The sequence below is a fragment of the Microbacterium sp. DWRC1-3 genome (assembly GCF_049896645.1).
GTDB lineage: Bacteria > Actinomycetota > Actinomycetes > Actinomycetales > Microbacteriaceae > Microbacterium > Microbacterium maritypicum.
Window position 1 is genome coordinate 710,293 of sequence record NZ_JAFCUS010000001.1, and the last position, 16,007, is coordinate 726,299.

At 68.8% G+C, this 16,007-nt stretch carries 11 protein-coding genes; 3 read left to right on the plus strand and 8 right to left on the minus strand.

The window, feature by feature from the left end; all coding sequences use genetic code 11:
* Nucleotides 1-55: 55 nt before the first annotated feature.
* Both pepN and ACP699_RS03475 read right to left on the minus strand, forming a co-directional pair.
* Entirely contained in the window at nt 56-2,539 is a 2,484-nt protein-coding gene (gene pepN, locus ACP699_RS03470; protein WP_426169214.1) for an aminopeptidase N, read from the minus strand.
* A 50-nt stretch (nt 2,540-2,589) separates the two neighbouring features.
* Nucleotides 2,590-5,046: a tetratricopeptide repeat protein gene (locus ACP699_RS03475; protein ID WP_426169217.1), complete on the minus strand. Its 2,457-nt coding sequence runs from the start codon at nt 5,044-5,046 to the stop codon at nt 2,590-2,592.
* Nucleotides 5,047-5,189: 143 nt separating this feature from the next.
* Between ACP699_RS03475 and ACP699_RS03480 the strand changes: the two genes are divergently transcribed.
* Both ACP699_RS03480 and ACP699_RS03485 read left to right on the plus strand, forming a co-directional pair.
* A complete protein-coding gene (locus tag ACP699_RS03480; protein ID WP_127482434.1) occupies nt 5,190-5,687 on the plus strand; it encodes a hypothetical protein in 498 nt (165 codons plus the stop codon).
* 2 nt (nt 5,688-5,689) lie between these two features.
* Nucleotides 5,690-6,697: a hypothetical protein gene (locus ACP699_RS03485; protein ID WP_055868610.1), complete on the plus strand. Its 1,008-nt coding sequence runs from the start codon at nt 5,690-5,692 to the stop codon at nt 6,695-6,697.
* Here ACP699_RS03485 and ACP699_RS03490 read toward each other — a convergent pair.
* The 3 genes from ACP699_RS03490 to ACP699_RS03500 all read right to left on the minus strand — a co-directional run bounded on the left by ACP699_RS03490 (nt 6,663) and on the right by ACP699_RS03500 (nt 9,641).
* A complete protein-coding gene (locus tag ACP699_RS03490; protein ID WP_426169222.1) occupies nt 6,663-7,676 on the minus strand; it encodes a DNA topoisomerase IB in 1,014 nt (337 codons plus the stop codon). The genes ACP699_RS03485 and ACP699_RS03490 overlap by 35 nt on opposite strands.
* Before the next feature lie 87 nt (nt 7,677-7,763).
* Complete coding sequence (locus ACP699_RS03495; RefSeq protein WP_055868615.1) at nt 7,764-8,264, minus strand: hypothetical protein; 501 nt, start codon at nt 8,262-8,264, stop codon at nt 7,764-7,766.
* Nucleotides 8,265-8,273: 9 nt separating this feature from the next.
* Nucleotides 8,274-9,641: an MFS transporter gene (locus tag ACP699_RS03500; protein ID WP_082531454.1), complete on the minus strand. Its 1,368-nt coding sequence runs from the start codon at nt 9,639-9,641 to the stop codon at nt 8,274-8,276.
* Between ACP699_RS03500 and ACP699_RS03505 the strand changes: the two genes are divergently transcribed.
* The gene (locus tag ACP699_RS03505; protein WP_426169227.1) at nt 9,640-10,476 is read left to right on the plus strand and encodes a hypothetical protein; all 837 of its coding nucleotides are present in this window, start codon (nt 9,640-9,642) and stop codon (nt 10,474-10,476) included. The genes ACP699_RS03500 and ACP699_RS03505 overlap by 2 nt on opposite strands.
* 39 nt (nt 10,477-10,515) lie before the next feature.
* On the opposite strand, the gene ACP699_RS03510 is transcribed toward ACP699_RS03505, so the two are convergent.
* Genes ACP699_RS03510 through ACP699_RS03520 form a run of 3 tightly spaced genes read right to left on the minus strand, consistent with a single transcriptional unit; the run spans nt 10,516 to nt 15,990 of the window.
* Complete coding sequence (locus ACP699_RS03510; RefSeq protein ID WP_426169230.1) at nt 10,516-13,875, minus strand: ATP-binding protein; 3,360 nt, start codon at nt 13,873-13,875, stop codon at nt 10,516-10,518.
* On the minus strand, nt 13,872-14,534 hold the full coding sequence (locus ACP699_RS03515; protein ID WP_055868619.1) for a DUF4194 domain-containing protein: 663 nt from the start codon (nt 14,532-14,534) through the stop codon (nt 13,872-13,874). The genes ACP699_RS03510 and ACP699_RS03515 overlap by 4 nt, the downstream gene beginning before the upstream one ends.
* The gene (locus ACP699_RS03520) at nt 14,527-15,990 is read right to left on the minus strand and encodes a DUF3375 domain-containing protein (protein ID WP_055872658.1); all 1,464 of its coding nucleotides are present in this window, start codon (nt 15,988-15,990) and stop codon (nt 14,527-14,529) included. The genes ACP699_RS03515 and ACP699_RS03520 overlap by 8 nt, the downstream gene beginning before the upstream one ends.
* Nucleotides 15,991-16,007: the final 17 nt, after the last annotated feature.

Sequence of the window (16,007 nt, forward strand, 5' to 3'; positions counted from 1 at the left end):
TCGGGCGCGATCGTCGAGAGGCCGGCGACCGTCGGACCGCACACGGCACACAGGTTCAGGCCTGCGCGACCCTGACCCTCAGCTCACGCGCGAGGTGATCCCGCTGCTCGATCACGAGCCGCCGGAGAGCGGCCGGCGCCTCGGCGTTCGCGGCCAGCCATGCATCGACCGGTTCCAACGAATCGCCGGCCGGGAACAGCCCGACCACCAGCCGTCGCGCGATCTCGATGCTGCGCGCGCCCCAGACCTGCCCGATCCGCGCGAAGTACTCGTCATCGAAGCCGGAGACGAGATCACGGCGCCCGCCGGCGCGGAAACCCCCGATCTCGGCATCGAGGTGATCGTTGCTGAGCGCAAGGTCGTTCCAAGCGGAGTCCCATGCCTCGCGGCGCACGGTGGCATCCGGTCGCGACGACCGCGCCCGCCGTGCGGCTGTACGTCCGTCGCCCGTGTCGTCCCGCTGCTGCTCTGCGGCCACATCCGCAAGATCGGCGTGCCCGGTGGTGACCAGCGCCGTGAGGAGCTGCCAGCGCAGATCGGGATCGATGACGAGGCCTTCGGGTGCCTGCCCGTCCAGCAGTGCCCGCACCTGTTCCTGATGCCCGTCGTCGAAGGCGGATGCCGTCGCGAACGCCCGGGCCCAGGAGAGCTGCGCGTCGCTCCCGGCGTCCGCGGCCTCCAGCGTGCTCCACGCGGTCTCGACCCAGCGCTGCTGCTCCTGGTCGCGGCTCGCCTCCGCGACGAAGTGGCGGATCGTGTAGCTGGCGTTCGCGAGGACGCCCGTCAACAGCCCGATGTTGGACTCCGCGGGCGCATGGGTGCGCACGATCTCGAGGTACCGCGCCGCCGCGAGCTCGCCGTCGCGGGTGGCGTTCCACAGCGACGACCAGACGAGGGCGCGCGCCAGCGGGTCGTCGATCGCAGAGAGGGACTCCTCGACCGTCGCGAGCGAACGCGCATCGAGACGAGCCTTCACATAGGTGAGGTCGTCGTCGTTGAGCAGCACCAGATCGGCATCGGGCAGGTCGATCTCGGTCCGTTCGCCGACCACGTCGAGCTCACGCTGCTCGCGCCGCAGGACCCGGCCGTCGACACGCTCGTACAGCCCGATGCGCAGTCGATGCGGGCGAGGGTCGGTCTGCACGAGGATGCTCCGCCCGTCCGCCTCGGTCTCGGTCCACAGCGTGGACATGCCCGAGGTCTGCAGCCAGGCCGCCGACCAATCGCTCATGTCCCGCCCCGAGACGGCGCTCAACTGCACCAGGAAGTCGTCGAGCGTCGTGTTCCCGAACGCGTTGGCGGCGAAGTAGAGACGGGCGCCCTCGAAGAACGCCTCATCCCCGACGAAGGTGACCAGCTGCTTGAGCACGGCGGCACCCTTGGCGTAGGTGATCCCATCGAAGTTCAGCTTCGCGGCCTCGAGATCGGTGATGTCCGCCACGATGGGGTGCGTCGTCGGCAGCTGGTCCTGCTGGTACGCCCACGCCTTGCGGCTGGCGGCGAAGGTGACCCACGCATCGTGATAGCGCGTGGCGACTGCCGACGCATGGGCGCCCATGTAGTCGGCGAAAGATTCCTTGAGCCACAGGTCGTCCCACCAGGTCATCGTCACCAGGTCGCCGAACCACATGTGCGCCATCTCATGCAGGATCGTGTTGGCTCGCGCGGCGCGCTGCGCGTCGGTCGCCGCCCCACGGGAGAGATACGACTCCGTGAACGTCACCAGTCCCGGGTTCTCCATCGCACCGAGGTTGTACTCCGGAACGAAGATCTGGTCGTACTTGCCCCACGGATACGGGTAGGCGAAGGCATCGGTGAAGAAGTCCAGCCCCTGGCGTGTGACCTCGAGGATCTCCTCGGCCTCGAGGTGCGCAGCGAGTGATCTGCGGACGAACACGCCGAGGGCGACGCTCTGATCGTCGCGGCGCCACTCGCCGTCCACCCGCGAGTAGGGTCCCGCAGCCACGGCCGTGATGTAGCTCGAGATCGGCAGGGTCGGTGCGAACTCCACGCGCTGCACGCCGACACCGAGATCGGTGTGCGTCGGAGACTGATTCGAGAGCACCTCCCATCCGGAGGGGGCGTCGACGACGAAGGTGTACTCGGCCTTCATGTCGGGCTGTTCGAAGCAGGCCATCACCCGCCGCGAGTCGGCCGGTTCGTACTGCGTGTAGAGGTAGGTCTCATCGTCGACCGGATCGTGGAACCGGTGCAGACCCTCACCGGAGCGACTGTATGCGCCGATCGCCTCGACGCGGACGACGTTGGAATCCACCAGGCCCGAGAGCGAGATGCGGGCACCGTCGTAGACGATCTCCTGATCGACGCCGTTCACGCAGACTCGCTGGACGCCTTCGCCGACGAAGTCGAGCCAGGTCGCGTCGACGGTCGACGAGAACTCGAGCGTCGTCACGGTCGGGAACCCGGTGCGAGCGCGCTCCGGCGCTCCGGTCAGGTCGAGCTCGACGCGGATGCGGTGCACGGTGACGGCAGCGGATCGCGCTGCGGTCTCCTCGCGGGTGAGGTTGGCGGTGTCCATGCATCCATCCTGGCATCCGGATGCCGCACGAACCGCCGTGGTCCGAGACGTCACGCGGTCTGCAGGCGGTGTCCGATCTCGGCGTAGACCTGTGCGGAGGCCTGCGCGCGCACGAGAACGGTGGACTGGTCGCCTCTCGATCGCGCGACAGAAGCGAGGATCGCATCGCTGCGGGCCACTTCTGCACGATCCCCGGTCGCCTCGGCGATGCTCCGTGCCTCCTGGGCGTGCCGCTCGGCCTCACGCAGGAGATCATCCGCATCTTCTGCCCCGTTCGTGGCCGCCGACACCAGGATCTCGGCGAGCGAGTTCGCCGCCTCCGTCGCGATCAGCGGCGAGCCCGCACGCTCCGCCTCTCGGAGGATCCGTTCCGCTGCGGTCCTCGCCCTCACGACATCTCCGGCTCGTCCGGCGATCCGCGCGTCGAGAAGCTCGAGATCGGCCGAGGTCGCGAACTCCCTCGCCGTCTGCAGGCTCTGCATCGCGACCGCGGACAGGTCGCTGGCCTGCCTGTCGTCACCCCGCGCCTCGGCGACGAGGGCGAGCGTGCGTCGGACGAAAGGCAGGGATTCACCGCCGGACGCGTCCAGCAGTTCGTGCAGCTCACTCTCCGCATCATCGAGCCGCCCGATCGCGAGGAGCAGCAGCGGGCGATTGCCGCGCACGACGGCCACATTGAGATCGTCGCCTTCCGCCCGCGCCATCGACAGGGCGAGGGCGTACTCCTCCAGCGCCTCCGGATAACGGGCGAGGATGCGCAGGGTGTCTGCATGGTTGCCGGCGGCGCGTCCCTCCACGACACGGTCCCGCGCATCCCGCGCATGTGCGACCGCGCGTTCATACGACTCCAGCGCCTCATCGAGGTGACTCATCCACCGTTGGACGTTGCCGATCTGGTTCCAAGTGCGGGCGAGAGCCGATCCCGCGGCTATGCGGCGCACCCGCTGCAGCGTGATGAGCGCCTCGTCGAGGCGTCCGAGCTTCTCCGCGCAATGCGCCACGCCGAGCGCGATGTCCGGCACGAGATCGAGCCCCTCCCCTCGCGCCGCCAAGTCGTGCAGTTGCAGGGATTCGCTCCAGAGCGACCAGCGCGAGAGCGCGGGATGCGCCGCGATCGCCACCTGCTCGACGGCGGAGTCGAGGCCGTGCTCGCGGGCTGCGGTCGCGACTGCGAGCACGGTCGAGACTTCACGTGCGGCGAAGTCGGGGTCCTCCCCGATCCCGGAGAGCACCTCGGACGCGGATCTGTCCACGAACCGTCGGCGCACCGACGACGGCCGGAGCGACCGTGACCGTTCTGCCGCGAAGGCGAAGACCGTGTCGTGCATGCGCACATGCCCCTCACGCAGCTCGACCAGATGACGGGCGTGCAGGCGGCGCAGATCCCGCGCGGCGGAGGGACCGGCCGCGGCGATGAGCACGCCCTCCTCGATGTCCCTGTCCAGCAGCGCGGCATCGGCGAGAAGGTCGGCCTCGGCCGGAGACAGGGAACGCGTCGCCGCCTCCAGGACCGGACGGATGCGCGCGTCGCGAGGTTCGTGCTCGAATCTCGATGCGAGGTCCTGGAACGACCAGCCCTCGTGTTCGCGGACGATTCCCGCCAGCATCACGAGATCAAGCGGGAGCCCCCCTCCGACCGCGACGATGCGGCGCAGCGCATCCGCACGCAGGGCTGCCTCTGCGCCCTTCGCGGATGTCCCCTCCTCGACAGGCAGCAGACGAGCGAGGAGGCGGCGGGCTTCGCCACTCGACATCGGCGGGACGACGACCCTCGCCACATGCACGTCTGCCGACGGGAGGCGCTGCTCGAGGTCGGCCAGGTCGACGCGGGCTGTGACGATGAAGCGCACACCGGGAACCAGCAGCGCCGCGAGGCGGCCGGCATCGCCCGCGTCCTCGATGATCACGGAGATGTCGCGGGCTGCCGCCTGCAGCCGCTCCCGCAGACGAGGCAGTTCGTAGGGAAGAGAGCGGACGCCGAGCGCTCCGAGCATGCGCCGCAGGATGTCGATCGGGTCGGCGTGCGGGCGGTCGGGCTCCGACTCCCGCAGGTGCACCGTGAGCACCGGCGACGAGCCGGCCAGTGCAGAGGCGAGAGTGGTCTTGCCCGCTCCTGGCAGGCCCGTGAGGATGAGGACGTCCGCTGCGGGAACCGCAGCCAGCAGCGCTTCTCGTCCGACATCCGCACCGGTGGCGTCTCGTGGTCCGAGCGTCACCTCGACGTGGACTCCCGATCTCTGGCCGTTGAGGGCGCGTGCGGTCTCACGCCAGCGAGCCGCCACGGTGCGCCCACCGCCGAGCACACGCACGATATCGCCGACCAGACGATCGTCGACCCGCCGCCGCCCGGGGCGGAAGCAGTCGTAGACGGTCACCTTGGGAGGCTCGGCGCCGTCGCGCAGGCTGCCGATCCTTCGGGCGATCTCGGCATACGACGGCGATCCCGCGTCCGCACGCATCCGTCCGAGGCCCAGACAGAGCTCATCGAGGGTGCTCGGGGCGGGCATGAGTCGAGCCTATGGCACGCTGTCGCGCGTCTGCGGACAGGGTTCGTTCGGGGTCGTTCGGAGTCGGACGAACCGACGCGCCGCACCCCTAGGCTCACTCGACGGAGAGGCCATCCGACCTCCCGGACAAGGACATGACACCCATGACGACACGCGCAGAGATCGCGGCGAAGCTCGACGACTTCTCCTTCCAGAAAATGAACTTCGGCGGGTTCCTGATGAACAAGCGCGCGAAGAACTCGCACGCGCTGTGGACCCGTGCCTCCGACAAGGGGGTCACCGAGCTGACGCTGCTCGCCACGAGGGACTACGGCGAGGGAAACGTGTACGACGTGGCGGCCTTCACCCTCGACGGGAAGGTCCCCGAGGAGATCATCTCGGAGCTGAAGCAGCAGGCGGAAGCCCTCACGGACCGGGTCAACCTGCGCGCGCACGGCTACGTCTACACCTGCCTCGAGCCCTGGGACGGTGGCGGCACCATCTGGATCTCGAAGAAGCCCGAGTTCCGCGCACTGAGCCGCCCCGAGCAGGGCGTCTACGTCATCCCGATCCAACGGCTCACCAGCACGGGCGAACCCCGATGGCTCGCCTGGGCCCGCGAGGGCGATCAGCTGAACATCGCCATCGTGTACAAGCCCTGACGGTGCCGACGCTCTCGGTCGGCGCGACCGCACCGCGCGCAGAGGATGGCGCGCGGGGCGCTCTGATCCTCGTCGCGGCGTCCCTTGCGACCCTCGGGATCGCCGGAGCACTGGCGTTCTACCTGCTGCCCGTGGGGTTCGGCCTGACGGGCGCGATCCTCGCGCTCGCCCAGGTGGGGGCGATTCTCCTCGGTGCAGCGCTCGTCGCCTCCTCGACGATCACCATCCGCCGGCACCAGCGGCGACGTGCCGCCCTCGCCGCGGTCGCCGCGGCACTCGGCTGGGAGTATCGCGCGGACATCGGTGACCACGTGTGGGGCGGCTCCATCGACGAGCAGATCGATCGCGGGAGTCGCACTGCACGAGATCACCTCGACGGGCGTCGCTCCGAGATCCCCTTCGACAGCGTCGAGCGCACCTTCGTCGTCGGCGACCGCGAAGGGGCGACCGTGCACACGGTGCGCGCGGTGCGGATCCCACTGCCGTCCGAGGCGCCGCGGATCACGCTCCGGTCGCGGCGCGGCGGAGGAGCACTCAGTGTGCTCCCACGACGCCCGACCGGCCGATCGCGGTTCCGACTCGAGGGCGACTTCAGCGACGTCTTCGACGTGTCGGTACCGACGGGTTACGAGACGGATGCCCTCTATGTGCTCACTCCCGACCTCATGGTGATCCTCCTCGATGCGAGCGCCGACCTCGACCTGGAGATCGTCGACAGCACGCTGCACGTGTACTTCCCCGCCGTCGACCTGACCGACGACGCAGAGCTGCACCGGTTCCTCACCGTGATCGCCGCACTGCATGACCGCTTCGGACGTCGCACCCTGCTCTATCGCGACGAAGCTGCCGCTCCCCTCGATCCGGAGGCCTACCGCCGCGACGGCGACGCGCTCGCCGCCAGGGCGCGCCGGGTCGACACACGCGTGCGGTGGTGGCCGGTCCTGGCTGCCGTGGCGACGCCTCTCGTCCCGATGCTCATCGCCGTCGTCTGGCTCCTGCTCGCCGGTTGACCTTCCGGGAGATCTCCGGGCCGCCGAGGAGACGACGGATGGCCGTCTCGGGCGTCACCGAGAGATCGAGCGTCCGCCCTCGGGCGTACTGGCTGAACACCCGGGGATCGATGTAGCTGCCGCGCGCGACGGCGGTGGTGTTGCCGAGCGCCGTCGCCGCCGCCTGCACGGCGAGGCGCTCGGCCTGGCTCCGGTGGTTGCGACTGTCGAGCTCACCGATCCGCGCGAGGGCATCCGCGGCGATGATCGTCCCGTGAAGCGTGCGGAAGTCCTTCGCGGTGAAGGACGCTCCCGTGACCTCCCGCAAGTAGGCGTTGACCTCGGCGGGTGTGATCCGCATGCGACGGCGCCCCCGGCGGTACGCGAGCAGGAAGGCCCCCGACTTCCCGGCCGCGAAGTCCGTGAGCGCGTCGGCGAGTGACTCGTCGGTGATCTCGATCGATGCCGTGCGACCGCTCTTGGCCGGGAACGACAGGGCGACCTCGCTGCCCGCCACGCGCACATCACGCCGTCGAAGCGTCGTGAGACCACGGCTGCCGTGCCGAACCAGATATCGCTCCGACCCGATGCGCAGGGCCGCATCGTCGAGAAGACGGAACGCGATGGCGAGAGCGCGCTCCTTCGTCTGCCCCTCCTGCGCGAGCGCCCTGGTGACCTGGGCTCTGGCGCGAGGAAGGACGGCCGCGAGATCGAGCGCACGTACGAACTTCCGGCGGTCCCGCGTCACACGCCACAGCGGGTGATACAGGTACTGCCTGCGCCCGGCACCGTCGACCCCCACGGCTTGGATGTGCGCGAGCGGGTCGGCCGCGATCCACACGTCCTGCCAGGCGGGAGGGATCACGAGATCGTGGATCCGCTCACGATCGGCCTCGGGCGCCGTGTCCCCTGCCGGATCGACGTAGCGGAACCCCGACCCCGATCGCACGCGCCGGAAGCCCGGATCCTGCCCCGGTACCACCCGGATGAGTCTTGCCATCGTGTTCCCCTCCTCGACTGTCTGCGATCGAGGATGCCCGGCCGTGTCGACCAGCGGAAGGGAGTGGCGTGGCGGGGTGCCGTCGTGCTATTCCCCGTCGGGCTCGGCGCGCGGCGCCGCGAAGGTGCTGCGCATGTGATCGCTCGTCAGGAAGTCGGCGATACCGATCATGATCAGGCTGAACACGATCTGCTCCGACACCATCCAGAGTGGGTAGAGCCCGGGGATCGCTGCCATCACGAGCGTGATCACCGGGAAGATCTGCGCGAACAGGCGCAGACGCTGATACGCCCACCGCCATCCGCGCTGCGCCCGCCACGCGAAGTAGAACAGGGTCGCGGTCATCGCCAGCACGACGAGCGTGCGCATCCAGACGGCGAACGAGACCGATGCGCCGTCGACTGCCAACGCGAGTGCGACGGCGACGGCGCCGACCCCGATGATCAGCTCGACGACCAGGAGCCAGATGATCCAGGTGAACGCACGCACGGTCTTGGGGTGCGTGCGGTCGGCCTCGCTGATGGCGACGCCCGCCTGCCGCCCGCCGGCGATCCGATCCAGTCGGAGGAAAAGAGACTCCAGAGCCATGATCGGAGCCTATTGTGTGCGGACCTCGTCGGGCTCCTCCATTCGATGGATGTCGACCACTCCGTTGGCCGCCGGGTCGACCGCGCGCTCCAGCACCAGGGCCAGCAGCCCGACAGCGAGGCTCCCCGCGATCATCAGGCCGATGAACCAGCCCTCCAGCCCGCCGCCGAGCAGGACGCCGGCGACGAGCGGCCCCATGATTGCACCGCCCTGGAACGCCGCGGAGTTGATGGCGTTGTAGCGACCGCGCGTACGGTCGGAGGCCAGGTCGTTGTAGATCGCGGGGACGGTGGGCTGCAGCATCGTCTCCCCGAACGCGAAGACGCCCATGTAGGCGATCACCCCGATGGCCGCGACCAGAGTGCCCGGCAGGAATCCGGTCGCCCCGAGCAGCACCCACGACAGCGCCCAGATGAGCGCCATCACCTGCATGACCCTCGTGCGCCTCTTGCCGGTGATCAGTTTCAGGACGGCGAACTGCAGCAACACGATGACCGCGGTGTTCACGGCGAACGAGATGCCGACGACCTGGGTGGAGACCTCGGAGACCTGTCGCGCGAAAGCCGGGAAGCCGGCCTCCATCTGCCCGTATCCGATGAAGACCGACAGGAACGTGAGAAGGGTCAGCCACAGCACGGCGGGTCGACGCAGGATCTCCCGGTATCCCCCGACGGGCGGGGCGTCGACCGCTGCCTCATGCTGCGTGCGCACGTGGCGGAGCGGCCCGAGAATCAGAGCGAGCGGGATCAGGCCGCTCGCGGCGTCGACGAGGAAGATCGTCGTGAAGGTGGCGGGATCGGTGACATCGACGAAGAAGCCGCCGATCACTCCTCCGACGCCGATCCCGAGGTTCACCAGTGCGAAGTTGACGCCGAAGTACTGCTGGCGCACCTCCCCCTCGACCACGGTGGCGATGAGTGCATTGAACCCCGGCCAGGACACACCGAAGTTCACGCCGATGAGCATGACGGCGACCGCGGCGACCGCCGGGTGCGTGGCGTAGGCGAGAAGCGTGCATCCGGCGATCATGGACAGCAGCCCCACGATCAGCACCCGCCGTGCGCCGAAGCGGTCGATCAGGGTTCCCCCCGGACCGGTCACGACCAGACCCGTTATCGCGATGAGACTCATCAGTGCCCCCGAGATGCCGAGGTCGAAACCGCGCACCTCGTGGAAGTAGATGATCGTGAACGGCAGTGTCATGCCGCGCCCGAGCGTCTGAACGGCCACGGTCGACAGCAACCAGCGCCCCTCGGTGGGCAGCGCGTTCCAGAAGCTCCTCATACCGATCACCTCGACATTCTTCCCGATGCCTGCGACATCGCCGTTCGGGAGCGGATTGTCGGACGACCCGGTATCTGCCATCATCACGAGCATGGCGCTGTCTATCGAAGAATTCCGTTCCTCCCTGCTGGACGCCGTCTCCCGGCAGGGACTGGGCATCCAGCTCACGGATGCCCAGGCGCAGCAGGTCGCCGCCGACCCGCAGGCCAGCCGGAGCTGGTACGAGTACTGGCTGTCCACGAACCCGCAGACGGCGCCTGCCGTCGACGCCTCCTCGACGCCGGACGCCTCGCCGACCGCCGAGACGATTCCCCTCGGCGGGCATGACTTCGCGCGGGCGGCCGCGTTTGCATCCGCTCCCCCGGCCTACGGCGGAGGCCCGGCGGAATACGCCGGCCACGCCGTTCCTCCGACCTCCGGCGAGCCGCAGAAGAAGAGCCGGGTCGGCCTCTGGGTGGCGCTTTCGATCGTCGGTGCATTGCTGCTGATCGCGGTCATCATCGTGGTGGTGGCCTTCACGACCGCTCGTCACTGGACGAAGGTCGATTCGCCGGAGAAGCCGGAGACGTTCCACAGCGAGGAGTACGAGACCGGCCTGTACCTCGTGTCGGACGACGGAGTGAGCCCGTGCGCCGTCGACCAGGACTGGACGGACTGCATCGATGCGATGGAGGTCAACTACGCCGGAGCCTGCGCCGGCGTCGAACTCGTTCCTGCGGCCGTGACCCTCTGCGGACAGCACCGCGCCGAGATCGACCGCATGCGCGCGGAGGATTCGGAGGGTTCGGTCGTCGCCTCGCTCGGCGATTTCGGCCACGTCACCCGCACGCCCGAGACCGCGACGCGGCAGGTGTCCAACAACGACTATGAAGCAGCGGTCACCCACGAGGCCGTCTGCTACCTCGGCTTCCTCGGGGAGTGCGAGTAGCGGCGCGGAGGACGACCGCCCGCCTCAGACCGCCTCTCCTCAGACCGCCTCCTGCGGAAGCCCCACCTTCGCCTTCGCCCAGGAGCGACCGCGCGTGTCTTTGAGGATGTTGTACTCGACATCGACGTGCGGCTCGATCGCACTGTACTTGTCGTTCGGCGCACCGATCACGAGTTGGAAGCCGAGTCCTCTCCAGGCGCCGATCGCGCGCTTGGTGAAGTGGGCATCCGCCTTGATCAGAGCTTCGTCCATGAAGACCGGCGCGTAGCGCGGCCGTGCCGCCCCCGCGTCTCCGAGCTGGTAGCGCAGAGCAGCGCCGACGATGAAGGCGACGAGCTCCTGGGACTCCCCTCCGGACTTCTCGCCGATGTGATCGTAGAGCGCGACGTGCTCTCGTGTCGCGGCGGTGACCCGCTCCGCGCTCACCCGCACGTGGTTTCGCACGTCGATGAGTTCGGCGAAGTCGGGCGCCGTCCGACGCATCCGGGCGATGAGGCGGCTCATCTTGCGATACACGGCCTCCCGTTCCGCATCGGTCGAGGCCGCATCGATCAGTCCCCGCACCTCGCGGAGCTCACGTCGGAAGCGCTTGCGCGCCTCCGTCTGATTCTCCCGCGGGGTGATCTGCAGGCGGTGATCGTCATCGTAGAAGGGCAGCTCCTCCATGATGCGGTTGATGGGATCGATGCGATCCTTGATCTCGCGCAGCGAACGGCTGAGAGTCGAGTCGAGACTCGTCAGATCGTTGCCGGAGAGCTTGAGGAGGCTGTCGCGCCACTCGGTCTCCAGCTCATGCAGTCCGTTGGTCTGGAGCGCCTCCAGAATGCTCTCGAACTCCCCGACCGACGCGTCCGGATCCGGCAGGATCGTCAGATTGTCCCAGCGCTCCAGGAACCCGGTCATGAGTCGTCGCATGCTCTCGCGCTGCTGCTCGTGCGCCTCGGCGGCCTCGCGGCGGTCCTCGTGAAGGCGCTGGGCCGCGGTTCTCAGCGCGGTGTCCAGGTGCGCCAGGCGCTCCGCCGCGGACGGGGTGTCCCCCGTCTCGGAATGCAGGAATCGACCATCGAGGAACGACGCGTGCCGCTCCCCCATCTCGAGTCCCGATGCCGCGGCCGCATCGATGACGCTCTGACACGCGTCGACGTCGTCGGTGACCTGGCCCCAGTGATCCTGCGTCTGTGCGAGCTCATTGCTCAGACGCGCCTCGTCGTCGCGGAGCCGGGCCGCCTGAGTCCTCAGGTCGTCGGCCTGGTGCCGGAGCTGGCCGATCTCGGGGCTGGCCGTGGTGACCTCGGCTTCGACGGCGACCCAGCGCTCTCGCTCCGCCTCCACCGCGGCGACATCGATCTGCTCCCAGGTCAGGTCATCGATCCTCGCGAACGCGGTCGACCGCGCCTCGATCCGGTCGAGGGCCGCCTCGGCGTCCGCCGCAGAGGCAGCGCACTCGTCATGCCGAGCGCTCAGCTGCCGCAGCTGCTCATCGATCTCACGCAGACGACGGTCGTTGGTGAAGCCCAGCATGTTGGCGCGGCCCTGCCCGCCGTGCGCGCCGCGACTCCCCTGCGAGACCTGACCGCTGATGGTGAGCGCTCTCTGATGCGCGCCCAGCTGCGACGACGAGTCCACGCAGACGTACCCGAAGCGCTCCTGGAGTCTCTGCTGGAGCCAGCCGGTGAAGGGCGTGGGCAGGTGGTCGAGCCGCCCGGGGAGCGTCTTCGGGTCGGCGCCCCGCATCTCGGGGAGCCCCGTCTGGACGCCTTCGTAGTTGAGCCGTTCCGGGGTGCGCACCGCGTTGATGGCGGAACGGAACTCTGCCAGATGCTCGACGTCGATCAGAAGCGTCCTCGCGAAGCCGCCGAGCGCGAGGTTGAAGGCCTCGCGCCATGGCTCGAACTCCGTGCGCACTTCGATGAGTTCCCCGACGAACGGAAGATCCGATGGCGCGAGTCCGACCGCCTGTGCGAGCAGTGCGCGTGACTCGTCGAGGTGCGCGGGGATGCTGCCGCGCACGCGGATGGTCCTCTCGCGTTCGTCGCGCAGACTCCGCATCTCGGCCTCGGCGGTCCTGCGCGCCGTCTCCGCGTCCGCGAAGGCCGCACGCGCGTCGCGGATGTCGGACTTCGGCGATGAGCCCCGGGTGCCGGCCACGAAGGCATCGAACTGCGCGGCGGTTTCGACCTCCACCCCGAGCTCCTCGGCGATCGCGTCGAACTTCGCCCTCTCCCGCCGGACGTCCTCCAGACGACGCTCGGCCACGCGCAGCTCACGCTGTGCGGTCTCCAGGCGGTCGCCGCCGGACTGCCGCAGCACATCGAGGAGGCCTTCACGCTCGAGATCGGCGGCATCGACGAGGGCGCGCTTCTCGCGGACGGCGAGGCTGAGCGCGCGGGTGCGATCCCCCAGCTCGACCTCGACCTCGCGCAGCAGATCCAGGCGCCGCTGCGCGTTCCAGAGCGCGGCGAGCGAGGAGGGATCGGTGAAGACGCCGACCTCGTCGATCACCCGCACGCGTTCGGCGGCCGCGGCGATGCGGTCCTTGATCCCGCGGATCGGCTCGAGCGCGCTCACCTGCTGCTTCGCGGTGAGCATTCTCGTGCGCGTGCTCTCGAGTTCGTCGAAATGCGCCACCACGGCATCGGCGGTGGCCATGGTCTCTGGCTCTTCCAACACGAGCTTCTTGTACAGATCGTCGACCGTCGTGATCTGCTGCCCCGCCTGGATCCTCGCCAGGAGGCTGATCGCCTTCGCACCGGAACCTGCCGCCCCGATGCCGAGAACCGCCTGCAGCCGCGCCGAGAACTCGCGGTCCGTCGCCAGGGTCTCCAGTCCCGTCGCCCGTACCGACGCATCGGAGAGCCTCTGCGTGGCCGCCTTCTCCAGAAGCCCCAGATCGAATGCCCCGTTCACGGTGGCCCGCACCCGGGTCGTGTCCTCCAGAGTGCGAGCATCCGCGGGGATGTACCACGCGCGCACCGCGGTGAAACGCGATCCGTCGTGATCGAGCCACGTCGTCGCGATCGCGCTCCATGTGTCTTCGCCGTCGCCGCGGAGCACACGCAGCTTCGTGCCGTCCTCGGTGCGGGATTCGTCGATCTTCCCGCGCCCGTAGGAGAGGATGTTCCGCTGCTCGTCGCCGCGAGGGCGACCCGTCACTCCGCCGTTCGAGGCGCCGTTGAACGGCGTCGTGTGGGGCATCATCAAGGCGATGTACGCATCCATGAGGGTGGACTTGCCGGAACCCGAGCCCCCGCAGAGCAGGGTCGCGTCGGGTGAGAAGCGCACACGATGGGGGCCGGCGTCGTATCCGCCCCAGTTGATCAGCTGCAGCTCCTCCGCGACCCACTGCTGTCCCCGCGACCCCGCGGGGATGAGTCCGAAGAGCGTGTCGACCATGGTCATCGTTCCACCACTTCCTGCGACCGCAGCCAATCGCGAAGCTCTTTCAGGGTCTCGGCGCTGAGGACGACCTCGACGAGCGCACTGATCCGATAGCGCCCACTGGTCTCCTCCTGGACGATGCCCTCTCGATCCAGACGGTCCATCGCGTTCCGGATGGCCTTCTGCTGTCGGGCCGTGCCCCCGTCGACGTCAGTGAAGTAGCTGAGCACCGTCTGCTCGAGGTCTTCGATGTCGATGCGCACGGATGCCTCACCGGCGGCGGACTCGCGCTGATACACCGTGCGAAGATGCACCAGCACCAGGGTCTCGGCTCGCGTGTAGGGCGCATCCTTCAGCAGCACCGGCATGTCGATCTCATCGGAGCGCAACTGCTGCTTGTAGGCGAAACCGCGACCGTGGTCGACGACCAGGCGGAGGTAGAGGTCGTTCAGCCGCGACTCGATCACCTGCTGGTGGTCGAGCAGGAGCGTCCACTCCCGACGATTGCGCTCCGCGGCGATGAAACGACGCTGGAGGATGTGCGCGAGCAGCCGTCGGATCTCGGGATCGAGCGTCCCTCGATCACCCGCGAAGTGCTCCTCGATGTCGTCTTCCATCGGGACGGGGGCGATGAACGCGTCGTCCACCGGCGCTTCCGTCACGAGGCTCTCTTCAGGCATGTGCTTCTTCCTTCGGGTTGCGCGCCGTGACGGCGCCGAACGCGAAACGTCGTGTCGAGCCGTCGGGACGCAGCGCCTCGACGACCGAGACCGCATCGCTCTCGGTCATGCCGTTGCGATGAGCGATCTCGAGCAGGCCGACGAGGTCGACGGGCCGGCGGGTGTCGTCGGCGGCGTCCTCGAAAGCGGTCGCGAGATCGAACTCCGGTCCGAGGTTCGAGACGTACTCTTCGAGCTCCGCATACCTCGGACCACCCCACGCTCGCGTGTCGACATCGGGGAACTCGACATCCTCGGCATCCGCGAGCGGGGCGGGGACGGCGGGAGGGCGGATGCTGCTCACCGTCTGTCTGAGGTGACCCAGATCGATGAGCGGGAGGCTGCGCACCGGCGCGGCGCTCGCCCCCGTGCCATCCCAGACGTGAAGCGCGGCGATGACGTCGCGGAGCAGGTCGTCGATCTGACGGTCCCGCAGCGGATCATGGGTCTTCACCTGGCCGGTGATGACATGGGATGCCCGCCGCTGCGCGGCGAGGACCTCCTCGACGCCGAGTTCCACCCGACGCCCGATCGCATCGAGTTCGGCACGCTGGGTGGCGTCGAGCATGCGGGCGAACGGCTGCCGGAGCAGGCCGTGCAGCTGTTCGGTGAGCGCATCGATGCGGTCCGGATCGCCGATGAGTCTCAGGGCACCGGCGAACGCGCGCCCCTCCGGCGTCGAGTTCATCACGTCCTGCGCGCGCTGGAGGTATTCGCGGAGCACCTCACCCGTCGGCCGCTCGTCGCGGCGCAGATGGGCGACGACGTCGCGCTGCATCAGCTTGAGGGACTCGGCGACCCGTGTGAAGTCGGCCGGGAGCTCGCGCGCCAGATGCAGCACGTTCTCGGCTTCCTCGTAGAGCTCTTCGTCGTCCAGTGGATCGGCCCGGCCCGATTCCTCGATCCGGTCGATCTCGGCGTCGAGCGCGGCGCGCTCCTCACGCAGACGGGCGAGCCGGCGAAGGGGATCGGCCTCGGCACTGTCGGCCAGATGCTCCACGGCTTCGAGGAGCGTGCGCACCCGCGAGTTGGAGACACGCGTGCGGCCTCCTCCCGTGCGTCCCGCGATCTCCAGGGCCTCCACCGCGTGTGCGGACAGCCGGTACACCTCGATGTCCTCATCGATCTGCTGCACCAGCCAGCCCAGTCGCACCCAGTTCCTGGCGACGTCGCGTCCCGTCCCCGCCGGTACCCGACGGTCGTCCTCATCGTCGCCCGCTCCCCGCAACTCGTCGAGGATCTCGGAGAGCTCGGCCTGCGCATCGGCGATCGGGATGGATGCCCGGTCGGCGGTGAACAGGAGCGAGAGCGACGCCACCACGAACGGCGCGAAGCGACCGTGCAGCAGATCGAGCGTAGGAGTGCTGAATGCGGTGACAGCGCGGGAGAATGCCGCTTCTGCTCGTGTTCCTGTCACGTATTCACATTACTCGG